Annotated in this window: 21 protein-coding genes; 7 read left to right on the top strand and 14 right to left on the bottom strand. The window is 65.3% G+C overall.

What is annotated here, in order from left to right:
• Positions 1-10: 10 nt before the first annotated feature.
• Positions 11-1126 carry an alanine dehydrogenase gene (gene ald, locus QQJ84_RS17360; protein ID WP_284259582.1) on the bottom strand — a complete coding sequence of 372 codons (1116 nt, stop codon included), beginning with the start codon at positions 1124-1126 and terminating at the stop codon, positions 11-13.
• A 154-nt stretch (positions 1127-1280) separates the two neighbouring features.
• On the opposite strand from ald, the gene QQJ84_RS17355 reads away from it, so the two are divergent.
• Positions 1281-1742, top strand: coding sequence for an Lrp/AsnC family transcriptional regulator (locus QQJ84_RS17355; protein ID WP_284259581.1), 462 nt, complete (start codon positions 1281-1283; stop codon positions 1740-1742).
• A gap of 75 nt (positions 1743-1817) precedes the next feature.
• Here the strand turns inward: QQJ84_RS17355 and QQJ84_RS17350 are convergent, their stop codons facing one another.
• The 12 genes from QQJ84_RS17350 to QQJ84_RS17295 form a co-directional block, all read right to left on the bottom strand.
• Entirely contained in the window at positions 1818-3017 is a 1200-nt protein-coding gene (locus tag QQJ84_RS17350) for an outer membrane beta-barrel protein (protein WP_284259580.1), read from the bottom strand.
• Positions 3018-3253: 236 nt separating this feature from the next.
• Positions 3254-3673, bottom strand: a complete 420-nt coding sequence (gene crcB / locus QQJ84_RS17345; protein ID WP_284259579.1) for a fluoride efflux transporter CrcB — start codon at positions 3671-3673, stop codon at positions 3254-3256.
• Complete coding sequence (gene purF / locus QQJ84_RS17340) at positions 3673-5124, bottom strand: amidophosphoribosyltransferase (RefSeq protein ID WP_284259578.1); 1452 nt, start codon at positions 5122-5124, stop codon at positions 3673-3675. Before purF ends, crcB begins: the two co-directional genes overlap by 1 nt.
• 97 nt (positions 5125-5221) lie before the next feature.
• On the bottom strand, positions 5222-5788 hold the full coding sequence (locus QQJ84_RS17335) for a CvpA family protein (protein ID WP_284259577.1): 567 nt from the start codon (positions 5786-5788) through the stop codon (positions 5222-5224).
• Complete coding sequence (gene radA, locus QQJ84_RS17330) at positions 5785-7212, bottom strand: DNA repair protein RadA (RefSeq protein ID WP_284259576.1); 1428 nt, start codon at positions 7210-7212, stop codon at positions 5785-5787. Before radA ends, QQJ84_RS17335 begins: the two co-directional genes overlap by 4 nt.
• 1 nt (position 7213) lies before the next feature.
• Complete coding sequence (locus QQJ84_RS17325; protein ID WP_284259574.1) at positions 7214-8236, bottom strand: hypothetical protein; 1023 nt, start codon at positions 8234-8236, stop codon at positions 7214-7216.
• 82 nt (positions 8237-8318) lie between these two features.
• Positions 8319-8834, bottom strand: a complete 516-nt coding sequence (locus QQJ84_RS17320) for an adenine phosphoribosyltransferase (protein ID WP_284259572.1) — start codon at positions 8832-8834, stop codon at positions 8319-8321.
• A 51-nt stretch (positions 8835-8885) separates the two neighbouring features.
• A complete protein-coding gene (locus QQJ84_RS17315; RefSeq protein WP_284259570.1) occupies positions 8886-9341 on the bottom strand; it encodes a molybdenum cofactor biosynthesis protein MoaE in 456 nt (151 codons plus the stop codon).
• A 1-nt stretch (position 9342) separates the two neighbouring features.
• Positions 9343-9594, bottom strand: a complete 252-nt coding sequence (gene moaD, locus QQJ84_RS17310) for a molybdopterin converting factor subunit 1 (protein ID WP_284259569.1) — start codon at positions 9592-9594, stop codon at positions 9343-9345.
• The gene (locus QQJ84_RS17305) at positions 9595-10023 is read right to left on the bottom strand and encodes a hypothetical protein (protein ID WP_284259568.1); all 429 of its coding nucleotides are present in this window, start codon (positions 10021-10023) and stop codon (positions 9595-9597) included.
• A 96-nt stretch (positions 10024-10119) separates the two neighbouring features.
• Positions 10120-10704, bottom strand: coding sequence for a CDP-diacylglycerol--glycerol-3-phosphate 3-phosphatidyltransferase (gene pgsA, locus QQJ84_RS17300; RefSeq protein ID WP_284259567.1), 585 nt, complete (start codon positions 10702-10704; stop codon positions 10120-10122).
• The gene (locus QQJ84_RS17295) at positions 10694-11089 is read right to left on the bottom strand and encodes a winged helix-turn-helix domain-containing protein (RefSeq protein ID WP_284259566.1); all 396 of its coding nucleotides are present in this window, start codon (positions 11087-11089) and stop codon (positions 10694-10696) included. Before QQJ84_RS17295 ends, pgsA begins: the two co-directional genes overlap by 11 nt.
• Before the next feature lie 85 nt (positions 11090-11174).
• Here QQJ84_RS17295 and QQJ84_RS17290 point away from each other — a divergent pair, with 85 nt between their 5' ends.
• From QQJ84_RS17290 to QQJ84_RS17280, 3 genes are read left to right on the top strand one after another with little or no spacing between them, the layout of a single operon-like run.
• Positions 11175-12071: an extracellular solute-binding protein gene (locus tag QQJ84_RS17290; protein WP_284259565.1), complete on the top strand. Its 897-nt coding sequence runs from the start codon at positions 11175-11177 to the stop codon at positions 12069-12071.
• Between the two features lie 38 nt (positions 12072-12109).
• Entirely contained in the window at positions 12110-12826 is a 717-nt protein-coding gene (locus QQJ84_RS17285; protein ID WP_284259564.1) for a molybdate ABC transporter permease subunit, read from the top strand.
• Positions 12823-13719 (top strand): ATP-binding cassette domain-containing protein, encoded by an 897-nt coding sequence (locus QQJ84_RS17280; protein ID WP_284259563.1) that lies wholly within the window; start codon positions 12823-12825, stop codon positions 13717-13719. Before QQJ84_RS17285 ends, QQJ84_RS17280 begins: the two co-directional genes overlap by 4 nt.
• On the opposite strand, the gene QQJ84_RS17275 is transcribed toward QQJ84_RS17280, so the two are convergent.
• A complete protein-coding gene (locus tag QQJ84_RS17275) occupies positions 13716-14351 on the bottom strand; it encodes a 2OG-Fe(II) oxygenase (RefSeq protein ID WP_284259562.1) in 636 nt (211 codons plus the stop codon). The two genes, QQJ84_RS17280 and QQJ84_RS17275, sit on opposite strands and share 4 nt — an antisense overlap.
• Positions 14352-14527: 176 nt before the next feature.
• Here QQJ84_RS17275 and zapE point away from each other — a divergent pair, with 176 nt between their 5' ends.
• The 3 genes from zapE (at position 14528) to sucD (ending at position 17894) form a co-directional block, all read left to right on the top strand.
• Positions 14528-15676: a cell division protein ZapE gene (gene zapE / locus QQJ84_RS17270; protein WP_284259561.1), complete on the top strand. Its 1149-nt coding sequence runs from the start codon at positions 14528-14530 to the stop codon at positions 15674-15676.
• A 146-nt stretch (positions 15677-15822) separates the two neighbouring features.
• On the top strand, positions 15823-17019 hold the full coding sequence (gene sucC, locus QQJ84_RS17265) for an ADP-forming succinate--CoA ligase subunit beta (protein ID WP_284259560.1): 1197 nt from the start codon (positions 15823-15825) through the stop codon (positions 17017-17019).
• Positions 17019-17894 carry a succinate--CoA ligase subunit alpha gene (gene sucD / locus QQJ84_RS17260; RefSeq protein WP_284259559.1) on the top strand — a complete coding sequence of 292 codons (876 nt, stop codon included), beginning with the start codon at positions 17019-17021 and terminating at the stop codon, positions 17892-17894. Before sucC ends, sucD begins: the two co-directional genes overlap by 1 nt.
• Positions 17895-18036 lie beyond the last annotated feature (142 nt).

Genomic DNA, 18036 nt, shown 5'->3' with positions numbered 1-18036 from the left:
GATGACGAATTTAAGCCAGCGCGTTCTCCGCAGGCTCATAGGTGTAACCCAGCGCGGCGGCGACCGCCGGATGGGTAACTTTGCCGGCGTGGACGTTGAGGCCGTCGCGCAGGTGCCGATCGTCCTTCAGGGCCTGTTTCCAGCCTTTGTCGGCCAGCGCCAGGGCGAAGGGCAGCGTCGCGTTGTTGAGCGCGAAGGTGGAGGTGCGGGCGACGCCGCCCGGCATGTTGGCGACGCAGTAGTGGATCACGCCGTCGACCACATAGGTGGGGTCAGAATGGGTGGTGGCGCGCGAGGTTTCGGTGCAGCCGCCCTGGTCGATGGCGACGTCGACGATGACCGCGCCCTTCTTCATGGTTTGCAGCAGCGCGCGGGTGACCAGCTTGGGGGCCGCGGCGCCGGGAATGAGCACCGTGCCGATGACGAGATCAGCCGTGGCGATGTGGGTGGCGATGGCGTGCTGGGTGGAGAACACGGTTTTGATGCGGGTGCCGTGCTGGGCGACGAGGCGGCGCAGCACGTCGATGTTGCGGTCCATCACGGTGACATCGGCGCCCATGCCGATGGCGATGAGGGCGGCGTTGGCGCCGGAGACGCCGCCGCCGAGGATCAGCACCTCAGCCGGGGGCACGCCGGGGACGCCGCCGAGCAGCATGCCGCGGCCGCCGTTGGCGTTTTCCAGATTATGCGCGCCGACCTGCACGGCCATGCGGCCGGCGACTTCGGACATGGGGGTGAGCAGCGGCAGCGCGCCGGTGGGGCTGGTGACGGTCTCATAGGCGATGCAGGTGGCGCCGGAGGCCAGCAGGTCTTTGGTCTGCTCGGGGTCTGGAGCGAGGTGGAGGTAGGTGAACAGCACCTGGCCGGGGCGGAGCTTTTTGCGCTCGACGGACAGGGGTTCCTTCACCTTGATGACCATTTCGGATTTGGCCCAGATGTCATCAGGTCCGGTGACGATTTTGGCGCCGGCGGCCTCATAGTCGGCGTCGGAAATGCCGATGCCGTGGCCCGCACCGGCTTCGACCGAAACTTCATGGCCGCGATGGGTGAGTTCACGCACCGAGGCGGGCACGAGGCCGACGCGGTCTTCATGGTCTTTGATTTCAGCCGGTACACCGATACGCATGGGACAGTCCCTTCTGTTCTGAGCCAGCCGGGGATCGGCTGTTAAACTGCATAATAACGGAATTATGTGAAATTTTTCACGAATATCATGTGGACTTTTAAGGTTTTATGGAGAAATATTTTACTTATTAGATAATTATTCGAAGTTTATATCAATGAATGAGATCGACGCGCGGGATGTGCAGATTCTGAACGCCTTGCAGGGCGATGGGCGGCTCTCCAACGCCGATTTGGCGGAGAAGGTGAATTTATCGCCATCGGCCTGTTTAAGGCGGCTGCATTTGTTGATGCAGGGGGATCTGGTGGCCGGGACGCATCTGGTACTTGACCAGAAGGCCGCGGGATATCCGGGGACGGCTTATGTTTTCATCACGCTCGACGGGCAGGACCGCAAGAAGCTGGATGCCTTCGAGGCGAAGGTTAATCTCGTGCCGCAGATTCAGGAATGTTATTTGCTGGCCGGGCAGTCGGATTATCTGTTGCGGGTGATTTTCCGCGATATGGAGGATCTGGAGCGGTTGCACTCGGAGGTTTTGACCAGCGTGCCGGGGGTGAGCCGGGTGCAATCGACGCTCACGTTGCGCACTGTGAAGCGGACGGCGCGGCTGCCTTTATAAGGCAAACTTTATGACACAAACAAAAACGGCCGGACCCGAAGGTCCGGCCGCATTGCCGTTAAACGTAACGGATTTTTAGAACAGCAGGCCGGCTTCCAGAGTGCTCTGGAAAATGCCGCTGTCGTTGCCGCTGTTGCCAAAGCCAGACTTGATGCCGCTCGGCAGGGTCTTGTTCAGCATGTAGAGGTAACCAACGTCCACGCGGGCGAACAGGTCCTTGTACTGCCAGGTCGGGGTTGCCGAGAAGCCAACCGCTTCGGCGTCCGGCGCGAGGTACCAGAAGGAACTGTCCATGCTGGAGGTGTGCGAGGTGAAGTATTCAGCCCAGCCGCCAAGCGAATACGGGGTGTTGGCGAAGGTGTAATCACCGAACACGGCGGCGCCGAAGTTGCTGGTCGCCTTCATCTGGTTCAGCTTCGCGTCAGCCTTGGCGATCTGGTACTGCACTTCGGGCACCACGTTCAGGTTGCCGTTGGTGTAGCTGTAATAGGCGCCAACCATCTGCGAATTATCAAAGTAGGAGCCGTAGGCGCCAACTGAGGTGTTGTTGTAGTTGCCGGTGCCGGCGTAGGTGTGGGCGTTAAGGCCGGTGCGGCCGAGGTTGCCCGCGTAGAAGACGCTGAGGGTGTTGTTGGCGTTGAACGCGTAGCTGCCCAGAGCCTGCAGGAAGTTGAACACGCCAGTGTCATAGCCATCGCCAAACTGCACGGAGGCCGAGACCGGACCCTGCGAATAGTTGACCTGCACGCCGCGCGCCTGGGCATTTTCAACATACCACAAGCCGGTGACGAACTGGTTGGCGTTGTTCCAGTCAACGCCGGATTCGTAGCCTTCGAGCGAGCCCATCTGGCCGACGGAGACCGTGATCGGCGTGTTCGGCGGGGCGATGGTGATGTAGCCGGCATAGAGCGGGCCGGTGGAGAGGTTGCTGATGCTGGTCTGGCTCGGGGCGGTGCCGAGCGCGAAGGGGCCACCGTTGGAGCCGACCTCGAGGGTGAACTGCAGAACACCGGAGGTCTTCTGCAACTCGACCAGGCCGCTGCCGACATAGGCGCCGTTGGACTTGTTGCTGTACGGCAGGTAGCCGTTGTTGTTGGTCTCGGTCAGGTAATAGCCATAACCGTCAACGCCGCCGCTGAGGGCGAGCGAGCCGAGCGGGCCACCGTCAATCGTGATTGCCGTGGGGCCGCTCATGGCCTGGGCCGCGTGAAGGGCCAAGAGAGAGGACGCGGCGACGAAGCCCAGTCCCAGAAGTTGCCGACGCATGGTAATCATTATGCCTCCTGAATGCGCAGTTGTTGCGCTTAAATGCCTAAAACGTAGCCTGAGATGTTACTCATTCAGGGCAAGAACCTGATTTTGCATCATCTCATAACGACGAAATGACAATCTACATGCCGATCCGGTCACCGGGCCAGTCAAAAGAAGCCGCATAATCGTTTTGCAACATTCCTGTTGCTTAAATAACACAAATTCCGACAGGAATTTAATCCGTTTCAGGCGCGTATCTCTTAGAGAGAATGCGCGGGACCGGCGCTGTTATTAAGGGCCGCCGCTGACAAAAAGCCAAGGCCACAGGCCGCAACACAGAGAATCAGGGAGGCCGCAACATAGAGCCCGGCGCGGCCGGGCTGGCCGGCGCGGATGAGGTCCACGCTCTGCAGGCTGAATGATGAGAATGTAGTGAATCCGCCGCAAATTCCGACCGTAACGAAAACCCGCGCTTCATAAGGCAGGGCGAATCGGTCGCCCGTGCCGGTGAGCATGCCGAAAAAGCTGATGACGAAGGAGCCGATGACATTGATGAGCAGCGTGCCCCAGGGAAAGGCGGGGCCGGTAAGCAGGACCATGGCGTTGCCCAAAGCGAAGCGCGCCACACTGCCGAGCGCCCCGCCAAGGGCAACCCAGAGATAGGCGGCTACATCGTCCATCAGCTGAGTTCGGCGAGCAGGGTTAGTTGCTCATCGCGCGGCTCGATGTGGTCGGTGAGGGCGATCGGGTAATCGCCGGTGAAGCAGGCATCGCAGAAGGCCGGTTTTTTGGGGTCGCGGCCGGGTTTGCCCAGGGCGCGGTAGAGGCCGTCAATGGAGATGAAGGCCAGGCTGTCAACGCCGATCAGCTTGGCCATCTCCTCGATGCTGTTGCGCGCGGCGAGGAGCTTGCTGCGCTCGGGCGTGTCGATGCCGTAGAAGCAGGAATAGGCGGTCGGCGGGCCAGCGATGCGCATGTGGACCTCGGCGGCACCGGCGGCGCGGACCATCTCGACGATCTTCTGGCTGGTGGTGCCGCGCACGATGGAATCATCCACCAGCACGACGCGCTTGCCCTCCAGGATCGCGCGGTTGGCCGAATGTTTCAAACGCACGCCAAGGTGGCGGATCTGGTCGGTCGGCTCGATGAAGGTGCGCCCGACGTAGTGGTTGCGGATGATGCCGAGTTCGAAGGCGATGCCGCTGGCCTCGGCGAAGCCCATGGCGGCGGGGACGCCGGAATCGGGCACGGGGACGATGACATCCGCCTCGGCCGGGGCCTCCTTGGCCAATTGCGCGCCGATGAGCTTGCGGGCGTTGTAGACGGAGGTGCCCTCCATCACCGAGTCGGGCCGGGCGAAATAGATGTATTCAAACACGCAGAAACGGGGGCTCTGCGGCGCGAAGGGCTTGATGCTGCGCACGCCGGTATCGTCGATCAGCACGATCTCGCCGGGCTCGACGTCGCGGATGAAATCAGCGCCGACAATGTCGAGCGCGCAGGTTTCGGAGGCGAGAATCCAGCCTGCATTGCCGTCGGCGCCGTGGACGCGGCCGAGGATGAGGGGGCGCACGCCCAGAGGGTCACGCACGCCGATGAGCTGGTTTTCGGTGAGCGCCACCAGGGAGTAGGCGCCGATGACCTGTTTGATCGCGTCGATCAGGCGGTCAACCACGCTGGCGTAGAGGCTGATGGCGATGAGGTGGACGAAGACCTCAGAGTCCATGGTGGACTGAAACAGGCAGCCGCGGCGGGTGAGCGCCTTGCGCAATGTGTGCGCGTTGGTGAGGTTGCCGTTATGGCCGACGGCGAAACCGCCGAACTCGAACTCGGCGAACAAGGGCTGCACGTTGCGCAGCACGGTCTCGCCCGTGGTGGCGTAGCGGTTGTGGCCGATGGCGCGGGTGCCGGGGAGGCCCGCCATGGTTTTCGCGTCGCTATAATTGTCGCCGACCAGGCCGAGGCCCTTGTGCGAGTGGAAGCGCACGCCATCATGCGTGACGATGCCGGTTGCCTCCTGCCCGCGATGTTGCAGCGCATGCAGGCCAAGCGCCGTTATCGCCGCTGCGTCAGTGACGTTCCAGGCACCGAATACGCCGCACTCCTCATGAGGCTTGTCATCGTCGATCACGCCGGCCTCTACCCCCACTCTAAATCGCTCGCGCCTCAACTAGCCTTGTGACAGTCCGATGTCGAGAAGAGCATGCGCATTGCTCTCCCCCGCTTTGTTAATGCGCGCTCAGCGCGCTGCCGGCGACGGGCTGTTGCATCAGGGCCCCGGCGCTGGGCGCGGGCTTGCCCGGCAGCGGATCAACCTTCGGCTGATATTGCTTGGGCAGCAGCGAGACCAGCGCCGTGGCGCCCTGAAAGGCCAGCGGCAGGAAACGGGCGTTGTTCACCGGGGCGGGCCATTGCTCGGGCGCGACGCCGACGGAAAGGGCGATATAGGCCAGGCAGACGACGAGCGCTCCGCGCGCCGCGCCGAAGACCAGGCCGAGGCTGCTGTCCAGCCCGGAGAGGGCGGAGTCGCGCACATAGCCGCCAACCAGCGCGCTGATGAGGCTCAGCACGATCAGCACCACGATGAACACCACCGCCATGGAGCCGTAATCAACCAGGTTTTTGGGCAGGATGCTGGCCATTTCGGGCTGCACCAGGGTGTAGAATTTCACCGCCGCGAAGGCGGCGCCGATCCACGCGGCGACGCCCAGGGCCTCCCGCACGAAGCCGCGCACCATGGAGAACGCCGCGGAGAGAATAACGATCACCAGGGCCGCGGCATCAATCCAGGTCATTCCTGCTCCTTGTTCTTGGTTTTTGGCGCGGCACGTTTTACCCCTGATGTGGCGATGCCAACAAGGTCCGTCAGATGCCCGATTTCCAGCAGCTTGAGGCTGGAGGGGATGGCGATGCGCCCCGCCCCGCCCGCCACGCGCTTGGGGGCGGCGGCTTGGGCGAAGCCGAGTTTGGCGGCTTCCTTCAGGCGCAGCTCCGCCTGCGCGACCTGGCGCAGCTCGCCGGAGAGGCCGATTTCACCGAAGAAGACCATGGAGGGATCGGTTGGGACATCGGAGGCGGCGGAGATGAGCGCGGCGGCCACCGCCATGTCGGCCGCCGGTTCGGTGACGCGCAGGCCGCCGGCGACGTTGAGATACACATCGTTCATTGCCAATTTTAAGCCGCAGCGCGATTCCAGAACCGCCAGCAACATCGAGAGCCGCCCCGAATCCCAGCCGATGACCGAGCGGCGGGGGGAGCCGCCGGGGTTGGGGGCGAGCAGGACCTGGATTTCCACCAGCACGGGGCGCGAGCCCTCCAGCCCGGCGAAGACCGCGCTGCCGGAGACATTGCCGCGCCGCTCGGCCAGGAACAGGGCCGAGGGGTTGAGCACCTGGGCGAGGCCGCCGCCGGTCATCTCGAAGACGCCAATCTCATCAGTGGCGCCAAAGCGGTTTTTCACGCCGCGCAGGATGCGGAACTGGTGGCCGCGGTCGCCCTCGAAATGGAGCACGACATCGACCATGTGTTCGAGCACCCGCGGGCCGGCGAGGTTGCCCTCCTTGGTGACGTGACCCACCAGCATGAGGGCGAAACCCTGGGATTTGGCGGCGCGGATGAGCTCGAACGCAGCGGCGCGGACCTGGGTGACGCTGCCGGGGGCGGAGTCCACGCTTTCGGTCCACATGGTCTGGATGGAGTCGATGACGACCAGCGCGGCATCGGGGAATTGCGCGAGGCTGGCCAGGATGTCGCCCAGCTGGGTGGTGGCGGCGAGATGCATGGGCGCGCTGGACAGGCCGAGGCGGGCAGCGCGCATGCGGATCTGGTCCACCGACTCTTCGCCCGAGATGTAGATGACCTGGCTGCCCGCACAGCCCAGCGCGGCGCCCGCCTGTAGTAATAAGGTGGATTTGCCGATGCCGGGATCGCCGCCGACCAGCACGACCGAGGCCGGGACCAGACCGCCGCCGAGCACACGGTCAAACTCCGCGATGGTGGTGGGCACGCGCGGGGGCGGCGGCGTGATGCCCGAGAGGCCGACGAATTCAATTTTTTTGCCGCGCGCGTTGCCGGTGGTCTTGAGGCCGCCGGGCAGCGCCGGGATGGCGGCCTGCTCCTCCAGCGTGTTCCAGGCGCCGCAGGCCTCGCAGCGCCCGGCCCATTTGGGGAACACACTGCCGCAGGCCGAACAGACGAAGGATTTGGCCGGTTTCGCCAAATCAGCCTGGCTGCCAGCCGAAATTCTTGGTCAGAAAAGCCTGCATATCGGCCTGATCGGCGGGGGCGAGGTTTAGGGCGGTAAGCCCGGCGATGACCGCCGGGGCGGATTGCAGGGTTATGGAGCTGGCGCTGGCGGCGGCAACCAGGGCGGGCGCGGCCAATGCCTCGCTGGCGGCCTGGCGCCACTGGGAGATGCTGCCGGGGTCGGTCAGCCGTGGCAGCACCATGATGAAATCCAGCCGGGCGGCGGCGGCGGCGGCGCGGTAGGCGGTATCAAGAAAGGGCGAGACGCTGGGGCCGAGCGCCGTGGCATCGGGCAGGCTGGGGAACGCCGGGTCGGGGCTGATGGTGCCGTCAGCATTTTGCAGGCCCAGGCTGAACACCGGCACCCCGCCGCTGGCGGTGAGGGGGGCGATGTCCTCAGGGACGCCTTCGCCGCAGAGGAAAACAGCGTCGACCTGACCGGCGGTGAAGGCGGTGATTTTGGCATCGGTGCCGCGCAGGCCGAACACCGGGGCCGTGGGCACGCCGAGCCGGGCCAGGGCGAGCAACACCGCGAGGTCGTTGCTTTGCGGCTGATCGGCCGCCAGTTTGAGCGGGGCCAGGGATTGCAGGGTCTTTAAATCCGGCGCGGCGCCAGAGGGGAGACGCACCACCAGCACGCCGGAATTGCCCCCGGCCATCAGCGGCACCCAGCGCGTGGGGTCAAAATGCACGCGGGAGTCGCCGGTGAGCCAGGCGATCAACGCGGCGCCGGGCAGAATCACGGCGGTTTTGCCGTCGGGGACGACCAGGGCATCAAGCCGGTTGGCGCCGGTGACACCGTCCAGCCCGCCGACCGCCTGGGTGATGATGGAGGGGGCGCCGGGAAATCCGGCCTGCATCGCCAGCGCGCAGGCATTGCCCCAGCGGCTGGTCTGCTCGCCATCCGGCCCGGCCACCAGCAGCGCCAGGGCGGCTTCGGCGCGGGCGGGCGCCGCGCCAAGCGGCACCAGGGAGGCCAAGGCCAATCCGCGCATCATCTGCCGGCGATTCATTCGGACTACCACCCTCTTTCGGTTATACGGCACGTCACGTCTTATTAATGGCTAATTGATGGCCAACTTAATCGTCGTACTGAACAAGCGCCTCGAACGGAACGTCGAATTTTCCACGCCCGTTCAGGAAGGTCAGCTCGATCAGCGCGGCGGCGGCGACAACCTCGGCGCCGACGTTCTGCAAGAGTTTAATCCCGGCGGCCATGGTGCCGCCCGTGGCCAGCAGGTCATCGACCACGACCACCCGCGCGCCGGGGGCCACGGCATCGGACTGAATCTCGATCCGGTCAGTGCCGTATTCCAGCGCATAATCAAGCCCGACGGTGGCGCCGGGCAGTTTGCCGCGCTTGCGCAGCATGACAAAGCCGCAGCCCAGCTTCAGCGCCAGGGGGGCGGCGAGCAGGAAGCCCCGGCTCTCCACCCCGGCCAGCACCGTGGGGTGATAGGCGCGCACCACATTGGTCAGCCGGCCCATCGCCACCTGCCAGGCATCGGCATGGCGCAGCAGGGTTGAGATGTCATAAAAAAGTATCCCCGGCTTGGGGAAATCGGGGACGCCGCGGATATGGTCTTTCAGGTTCATGAGCGCGTCTATAGCCGACCCGCACGGCGGGGCAAACCTTGATGCCGGGGCTTATTCATGCCAAGCGGCCGCCGCCGTTTCGTCGGCCGCGCGGGCGGCGACCCAGCGGCGCTCGCCAGTCTCCAATTCCTCGGCCTTCCAGAACGGGGCGCCGGTTTTCAGGTAATCGATCAGGAACGCCACCGCCTGCAGGGCGTCGCCCCGGTGGGCGCTGGCGGCCGCCACGAAGACGATGTTCTCGCCCGGCAGGAGCCGGCCGATGCGGTGGATGATGGTGCAACCGGTGAGTGCCCAGCGGGCCTGCGCGCGGGCGGCGATTTTTGCCAGCGCCGCCTCGGTCATGCCCGGATAATGCTCCAGCGTGAGGGCGCTGACCCGTGGGCCAGGGCCATCGCCCGCGCGCACGATGCCGGTGAAGCTGGCGATGCCGCCTGTGCCGCTGCCGCCGAGGTGTGCCAGCTCGGCGCCGGGGTTGAAATCCGCTGCCTGGACAAGGATGCGCGGCAACTCAGCCCCCCGTGACAGGCGGGAAAAAGGCCAGTTCGGCGGCGCTGGCGAGGGGGGCGTCGAGGCTGACGAACTCCTGATCGATGGCGCAGCGGATCAGCTTGGTGTCGGCGAAGGCGGCGGCGTGGCCGGGGGAGCGCGTACGCAGCCAGACGATGAGGTCGTGGACCGTGGCGGCGTTCTCCGGCGGGGTCAGGTTTTCCTCGGCCTGCCCTATTTTCTCGCGCAACCAGGCGAAATAGAGCAGTTTCATTTAGTTGCCGCTGCCTGTGGCGGAGGGGACCACCTGTGGCGTGGCGCCCGAGGGGACAGAGTACAAGGTGCTGTCGGCCATGCCGGCGGAGACGCCCGTGCCCGGCGCAGGCCCCTGCCCCGGCGGATAAGGCGAGGGCAGCGAGGGGGTATAAGACTGGCCAAGCGGCTGGTTTGCGTGTTTCTGGATGTCGCTCAAAGTTGGCATCGGCTCCACCGGGCCGGGCCAGACATTGCCCGCCTGCGGGGGGATCGGGGTCACGGCCGGGTTTTTACCCAGGGAGCGCTGCGCGGTTTCACTCACTGACTTCGGCGCATTTGGATTGCCAAAAGGCCACAGCGAATCGGCGGCGAACTGGCGCTCACTCGCACAGCCGGACAATAACAGACTCAAACTCAGACCCAGAACCAGACGATGCCGCAAAACCATGACTCCTATGCCCATGGGGGTGTGTTTAGACGAAGCCGCGGCGGGAGGAAATGCGCCTTGCGGCGCGCAGGCGCCAGGGCCTGGTCAGATGCCTGTTCAGGCGCCGGGGCGCGGGGCGCTGGCGTGGCGCAGGCCGGCGGTCAGATAGTCCCAGCCGGTGACCAGGGTGAGGACCGCGGCCATCCATAATAATGTGCCGCCGAGCCAGGCCATCGGCAGCCAGCCGAGGCCGATGATCCGCGCGCCGCTGCTGCCCAGCAGGAGCAGGCCGAGCGCCACCATCTGCACGCCGGTTTTCCATTTCGCGAGGCGCGTTACCGGCAGGCCGATGCGCAGCTCGGCCAGATATTCACGCAGGCCGCTGACCAGGATCTCGCGCAGCATGATGACGATGGCGGGATAGATGCCCCAGCCCGGCAGGTGGCCGAAGCCGACCAGGGCCATGAGTGTGGCGCCGATGAGCAGCTTGTCGGCGATGGGGTCGAGCATACGGCCGAAATCGGACAATTGGGCCATTTCGCGGGCCAGCCGGCCGTCAAGATAATCAGTCACCGCCGCGATGAGGAAGACCAGGGCCGCCAGGAAATCCGCCCAGGGGGCGCCGATGGCGACGAACAGCACAAGTACCGGGATCGCGCCGATGCGCGAGAGAGTGAGGATATTTGGCAAATCACTGATCATTTTGAGCATCGTAGCTGGCTTTTGGCGCGGGCGGAACCGCTAAAGCGGCTTCAATTTCCATCAAATGCCCGGCACCCGCCGTGGCGGTGGCGGCCTCCAGCCCGCGATAGGCGGCGAGCAGGCGCGCACCCAGCGGCGTGAGCCGGGCGCCGCCGCCGCCGGCGCCGCCCTTGGTGGCCAGGACCAGGGGTTCGTGGAAGGTGGCGTTTAGCGAATCGACCAGCACCCAGGCGCGTTTATAGCTCATGCCCATGCGCCGGCCGGCGGCCGCGATGGAGCCGGTTTCGGCGATGTAGGCGAGCAGGTCGGCACGGCCGGGGCCGAGGATGATGGCGCCGTTGCGTTGCAGGCGCAGGCGCAATGCCAGAGGGGGTGCGGTTGCCATGGCGGCAGCCAAGCATGATTGGCGGCGATTGACGATATAGCCGGGTGAACATATCGTGGCCTGACCTGATTTTTGGAGTGAAAACATGCCGACGACACGCCGCCTGCTGCTTGCCGCTGCCGCCAGTATGCTGGGCCTCGCCGCCGCCCCGGCCTGGGCGGCGGAGAAGGTCGTCGTGGCGTTTGCGGGGTCTATGGGCGTGGTGATGGACAGGGGGCTGGGGCCGGTGTTCAGCGCGCGGACGGGGACGCGCTTTGAGGGGATCGGACAGGGCGCGATGGCGCTGGCGCATCTGCTGGCGGGCCGGGCGCTGAACGCGGATGTGTTTGTCTCGATCTCGGCGGGGCCGGTGAAAGTGGTGGAGGCGGCGGGGCTGGCCGAGGGGGCGGTGCCCTTTGCCAGTACGGAGATGGTGCTGGCCTATGCGCCGGAGTCGGCGTATGCGGCGCGGTTTGCGCGGGCGGGGGCGGATTGGCGGAAGATTTTGGCGGCGCCGGGCTTGCGCTTCGGGCGGACCGACCCGGCGAGCGACCCGCAGGGGCAGTATGTTTTATACGCGCTGCAACTGGCCGAGGCCTATTACAAGCTGCCGGGCTTCGCAGCGCGGGTGGCCGGGGCGGTGGAGAATCCGGCGCAGATATTCGCCGAACCCTCGCTGCTCGCGCGCCTGCAGGACGGGCAGATTGACGCGACGCTGACGTATAAGAGTGCCGCGGTGTCGCAGCGCCTGCCGTTCATTGAGCTGCCGCCGGAGGTTAATTTGAGCGATCCGGCACTGGCGACGACGTGGTACGGCCGGGCGGGGTTGAGCCTGGACGGCAAGACCCTGCATCCAGGCCCGCTGGTGTTTTATGCCGCCGTGCTGAAAAACGCGCCCAACCCGCGGGCGGCGGCTGCGTTTGCCGCGTTTTTAAGCAGCCCGGCGGGGCAGGCGATTTTGGCGCGCGATGGTTATGGTCCCGGCAAGGGGGAAAGCATCTGAACGCCCTGCCCCTCGCCCGGCGGGCTTTTCTGCTGCTGGTGCTGGGATTTCTGAGCGCGCCGCTGTTCGCGCTGCTGACCGGCGGAGATTGGCGCGGCGCCAATCTGGACGCGCAGGATGTGCGGGCGGTTGTTACCTCGCTGGCCGGCGGCGCGCTGAGTGTGGGGTTGATCGCGGTGATGGGAACGCCGGTGGCCTTGTATCTGGCGCGCACGGCCGGGCGGCGCGGCGCGATGGTGGAGGCGCTGGTGCTGATCCCCATGCTGATGCCTACGCTGGCGCTGGGCATATTGCTGGTCAGCTTGTACGGCCCGGCGGCGCCGGTGGGGGCGGCGTTCGCGCGGGTGGGGCTGGTGTTGACCAACTCGCCGGCGGCTTTTGTGCTGGCCGGGGTTTATGCGGCGCTGCCGACTTATATCATCGCCGCGCGCGGGGCGCTGGTGGAGGTGCCGGACGCGTTGGAGCAGATTGCCCGCACGCTGGGGGATGGGCCATGGCGGGTGTTTTGGCGGGTGACGCTGCCACTGGCGCAGCGCGGGCTGGCCGGGGCGCTGGCGCTGTGCTGGGTGCGCGCGCTGGGGGAGTTCGGGATTGTGCTGATCCTCGCGTATTTTCCCGCCGGGATGCCGGTGCGGCTGTGGGTGGATGTGCAGGACCTGGGGATTGAGGCGGTGTTTCCGCTGGTCGCGGTGTTTCTGCTGGCGGCGCTGCCGCTGCCGCTGTGGCTGGGGCTGCGGGCGCGGCGGCGGGGATGACGCCGCTGTTGGTTGATTACCGGCTGGAAGCGCCGGTGGCGCTGGAGGCGCGCTTTGAGGTGCGGGGGTTTACCGCGCTGTTGGGGCGCTCGGGAGCGGGCAAAACCTCGCTGTTGAAGGCGTTGGCGGGGTTGTTGCCGGCGGCGGGGGCGCCCTGGGGCGGGCTGAGCGCGCAGGCGCGGCCGGTCGGGTATTTGCCGCAGGAGGCGGGTCTGTTCCCGCATTTGAATGTTCTGGAAAACACCGCCTATGCGCTGCGCGGGGCGGGGCGGTTTGCGCAGGCGCAGGCGTTGCTGGACGAGCTGGGGTTGGGGATGCTGGCGCGGCGCGATGCGAAGGCGCTCTCCGGCGGGGAGGCGCAGCGGGTGGCGCTGGCGCGGGCACTGGCGCGCGGGCCGGAACTTTTGCTCCTCGATGAGCCGTTGAGCGGGCTGGACGCCACCACGCGCGACGCCGCGCTGGCCTGGCTGAGCGCTACCCTCACCGCGCGCAAGCTGCCGGCACTGGCGGCGACGCATGATCCCGCCATCGCGGGGATGGCGGACTGGCTGGTGCTGCTGGCGGGGGGGCGGGTGATCCAGCAGGGGGTTACGCGCGAGGTTTTCACCACCCCTTGCTCGGCGGCGGCGGCGCAGTTGCTGGGGTTTGAGAATGTCTGGGAAGAAGGCGGCGTTGGTTATGCGATCCGCGCCGCTGATATTGCCGTGACCGAAACGGGGTTGGCGGCGGTGGTTATGTCAGCGCGCGCGCATGGCGAGGGGCTGCGGCTGGAATGCGCGCGGGCGGGCACGCGGTTTGTGGTGCATCTGGAGGCAGGCGGGAGGAAGCGGTTTGCGCCGGGGGCGGAGGTTTTTCTGCGGCCTGACCCCTTAAAGCTGAAACGGCTGGGTTAAGCCGCGCGGGTGAGGCGCTTGATGAAGGCGGAGAGGTGGTGGCGGCGCATTTCGGCCTTCGCCTTGGTGCTCGTGGTCATGTAGTTCATCTGCACCACATAGCGCTGGCCGATGAATTGTTTGTGACCGTGGAAGGCGGTGGGGCTGTTGGGGAAAACCAGCAGGGTGCCGTCCACCGGGGGGATTTCGGCGGCGTAGTTTTCCAGATCGGTGCCATTGCGCAGCAGGCGCAGGCAACCCTCCTGACGCGCCCAGGCCGCGCCGCTGGCCGGATTGAGATAAAGCAGGATGGTGACGCGCTTGGCGGTGGAATCGGTGTGGATCTGGCCGTCCTGGGCGCCGGAATTGCCGCGCAGGGTGGTCATCAGCGGGGCGCCCTGAAGGTCGAGGTTGAATTTTTCGGCGATGATGGCGCGGAACTCTTCGCCCTCCAGCCCGGCGATGGCGGCGCGGGCGGCCGGGCCCAGCTTCAGCGCGCCGATGGGGAAGCTGCCGCGCCCTTTCATCGGCGGCAGGGCCGCGAACACGGCGGGCAGCGCCTGGGGCTTCACGAAACGCGGCAGGGCAATATGGGGAAACGGGCCGGTGGCGACCGGCGCCGCGCGCAAGCCCTCAAAATCCAGAATATCCATGTGCAAATGCGTATTGAAGCCGGGGCCGCGCGTCAATGTGGCGCGGGGGCATGGGAGGCGCGCGACAAATTATTGCGCGCGGCGCCCCTGGATTATTGCCTAGCCCCGCGCGCAATGCACCTACGCTTTATGGTTGTTGCGCCGCACAAGCCCCGGGAGTATCGGGGGTGCCCAGTATGTCCAGCGCCCTCCCCCTCCTCTCTGGCGTTATTCCAGCGTATCGCGCGCGCATTGCCGCCGGGGCGATCATCTCCGATCCCGCGCAGGCCAGCGCGGCCGAGCGGTTGCAGGATTTATGGGCAAAGCTGCGCGGGTATAATCCGTATCCGAAAAAGCCGCCCAACGGCTGGGTCGGCCGGTTGCTCCACCGTAAACAGGTGGATGAGGTGGAGGACCACCCCAACGGGCTGTATATCGTGGGCGAGGTCGGGCGCGGCAAATCGATGCTGATGGACCTGTTTTTTGAGGCGGCCGACGTGCCGCGCAAAAAACGCATCCATTTCCACGAATTCATGCAGGACGCGCACCGGCGCTTTCATGCCATCAAGCGCGACAATCCCAATATCGCCGACCCGATCCCGGCCCTGGCCGACGAGATCGCCGAGGAAGCGTCGCTGCTCTGCTTCGATGAGTTCCAGGTGCATGACATTGTGGACGCGATGATCCTGGGCCGCTTGTTCGAGGCGCTGTTCGCCCGGCTGGTGGTGGTTGTCGCCACCTCCAACACGCTCCCTGATGATTTATATAAGGGCAAGCCGGGGCGCGATGCGTTTTTGCCGTTCATCTCCCTGATCAAGAAAAAGCTGGACGTGCTGGTGCTGGATGCCGAGCGCGACTACCGGCGCGAGCGGCTACATGGGCTGGCCTGCTGGTACGCGCCCGCCGACAGCCGCGCCGATAATGCCCTGGACCGGATTTTTGATGAACTCACCGCCGGGGCGGCGCCCAGGGCGGAGAGCATCATCGTCACCGGACGCACTTTGCCCGTGCCGCTGGCCGCCGCGCAAACCGCGCGGTTCGATTTTCAGGCGCTTTGCGGCGTGCCGCTGGGGCCGGGGGACTATCTGGCCCTGGCAACGCATTATCACAATTTGCTGATCGACGGGATTCCGCGGCTTTCGCCGGATAATTTCGACGAGGCGCGCCGGTTTGTGACGCTGATCGACGCGCTCTATGAGCACCGGGTGAAACTCTACGCCACCGCCGCCGCGCGGCCGGATGATTTGTACCGCGCCGGCGAAGGCGCGAAAATTTTTGAACGCACTGCCTCCCGGCTGGAGGAGATGCAGAGCGAGGAATATCTGAAACTACCGCATCTGACTTAAACCCCGGGGAGATGCCGCCGGGCTTTCCCCCTCGCGATCGTGAAATTCCCGCAGCGCAGCAATGCTTCTTGCCGGGGGCTGATGATTGGAGTAGCACCCCCGGCGACGCCGTTTTAACTCCAGAAAACAGGGTAGGCCGACTTCAAATGAACATACATGAATATCAGGGCAAGGAACTGCTGAAAGCCTATGGCGTCGCAGTGTTGGGCGGGCATGTGGCCTGGACGCCGGAAGAGGCGGTTGAAGCCGCGAAGAAGCTTCCCGGGCCGGTCTATGTGGTGAAATCGCAGATCCACGCGGGCGGGCGCGGCGCTGGCAAGTTCAAGGATGACCCGGCCGGCAAGGGCGGCGTGCGCCTGGCCAAGAGCCTGGAGGAAGTGCGCGAGGCTGCTGAGGCGATGATCGGCCATACGCTGATCACCAAGCAGACCGGCCCGGCCGGGCGGCTGGTGCGCCGCGTGTATGTGGAAGCTGGTTGCGATATCAAGCGCGAGCTGTATCTCTCGCTGCTGATCGACCGTTCGGTCTCCGAGATTGTGATCGTCGCCTCGACCGAGGGCGGGATGGAAGTTGAGGAGGTGGCCGAGCACCACCCCGAGAAGATTTTGCGCGCGCCGGTTGACCCGGCCTCCGGGATTTCGGGTTTCCACGCCCGCAAGCTGGCCTTCGGCCTTGGGCTGGAAGGCAAGCAGGTCGGCACGTTCACCAAGTTCGTGAGCGCGATCTATGAGGCATTCGTCGCGCTGGATGCCGCGATAATCGAGATCAACCCGCTGGTGGTGACCGGCGCCGGTGAGATCATCGCGCTGGATGCCAAGGTGAGCTTCGATGACAACGCGCTCTACCGCCATCCCGAGATCGAGAAGCTGCGCGATGAGTCCGAGGAAGACCCCAAGGAGCTGGAGGCCAACAAGCACAGCCTCTCTTATGTGGCGCTGGATGGGAACATCGGCTGCATGGTCAATGGCGCCGGGCTGGCGATGGCGACCATGGACATCATCAAGCTCTACGGCGCGGAGCCGGCGAACTTTTTGGACGTTGGCGGCGGCGCGACCAAGGAGCGCGTGACGGCCGCGTTCAAGATCATTCTGTCCGATCCGAACGTTGAGGGCATTCTGGTCAACATTTTTGGCGGCATCATGCGCTGCGATGTCATCGCCGAGGGCGTGATCGCCGCGGCGCGGGAGGTTTCGCTCTCGGTGCCGCTGGTGGTGCGCCTGGAAGGCACCAATGTGCAGCTTGGCAAGGATATCATGGCCAAATCCGGCCTGCCGATCATCCCGGCGGACAATCTCGCCGATGCTGCTGAAAAAATCGTCAAAGCCGTGAAGGAAGCCGCGTAATGGCCATTCTCGTCAATAAAAACACCAAAGTCATCACGCAGGGTTTCACCGGCGCGCAGGGCACGTTCCACTCCGAGCAGGCGCTGGCCTATGGCACGCAGGTTGTCGGCGGCGTGACGCCGGGCAAGGGCGGCACCAGGCATCTTGACCTGCCGGTGTTCAACACCGTGGGCGAGGCGCGCGCCAAGACCGGCGCCAATGCCTCGGCGATTTATGTGCCGCCGCCGTTCGCGGCCGACTCCATCCTGGAGGCGATCGACGCCGGGATGGAGCTGATTGTGTGCATCACCGAGGGCATTCCGGTGCTTGACATGGTGCGGGTGAAGCGCGCGCTCTGCGGCTCCAACTCGCGCCTCGTGGGGCCGAACTGCCCCGGTGTCATCACCCCCGATGAATGCAAGATCGGCATCATGCCGGGCCATATTCACAAGCGCGGCTCGATTGGCATCGTCTCGCGCTCGGGCACGCTGACCTATGAGGCGGTGGCGCAAACCACCGCCGCCGGGCTTGGCCAGTCCACCTGTGTTGGCATCGGCGGCGACCCGGTGAAGGGCATGGATTTCATCGAGGTGCTGGACCTGTTCCTGCATGACGACGAGACCCAGGCGATTATCATGATCGGCGAAATCGGCGGGCCGTCGGAGATCGACGCGGCTGAGTTCCTCGCCCGCCACAAGATCAAGAAGCCGGTTGTGGGCTTTATCGCGGGTGTGACCGCACCTCCGGGCCGCCGCATGGGCCATGCCGGCGCGGTGATCTCGGGCGGCAAGGACACCGCCCAGGCGAAAATCGCGGCGATGATCGAGGCTGGCATTTTTGTCGCCGATAGCCCGGCGGCGCTGGGCAGCACCATGGTGAAGGCGCTGCGGGCATAAGCGCCGGGCCCATATGATTGGTTTGTTAAAGGCTGGATCGCGAAAGTGGTTCAGCCTTTTTCATGACTCCCGCTGCGTTTTTTCTGATAAAACGGGCGGATTTTAAGGAATCGGAAGGTGCGGGGCGAATAATCTGATACAC

This window comes from Acidocella aquatica (genome assembly GCF_030160635.1).
GTDB lineage: Bacteria > Pseudomonadota > Alphaproteobacteria > Acetobacterales > Acetobacteraceae > Acidocella > Acidocella aquatica.
This window is presented reverse-complemented; position numbering and strand designations above follow the sequence as displayed.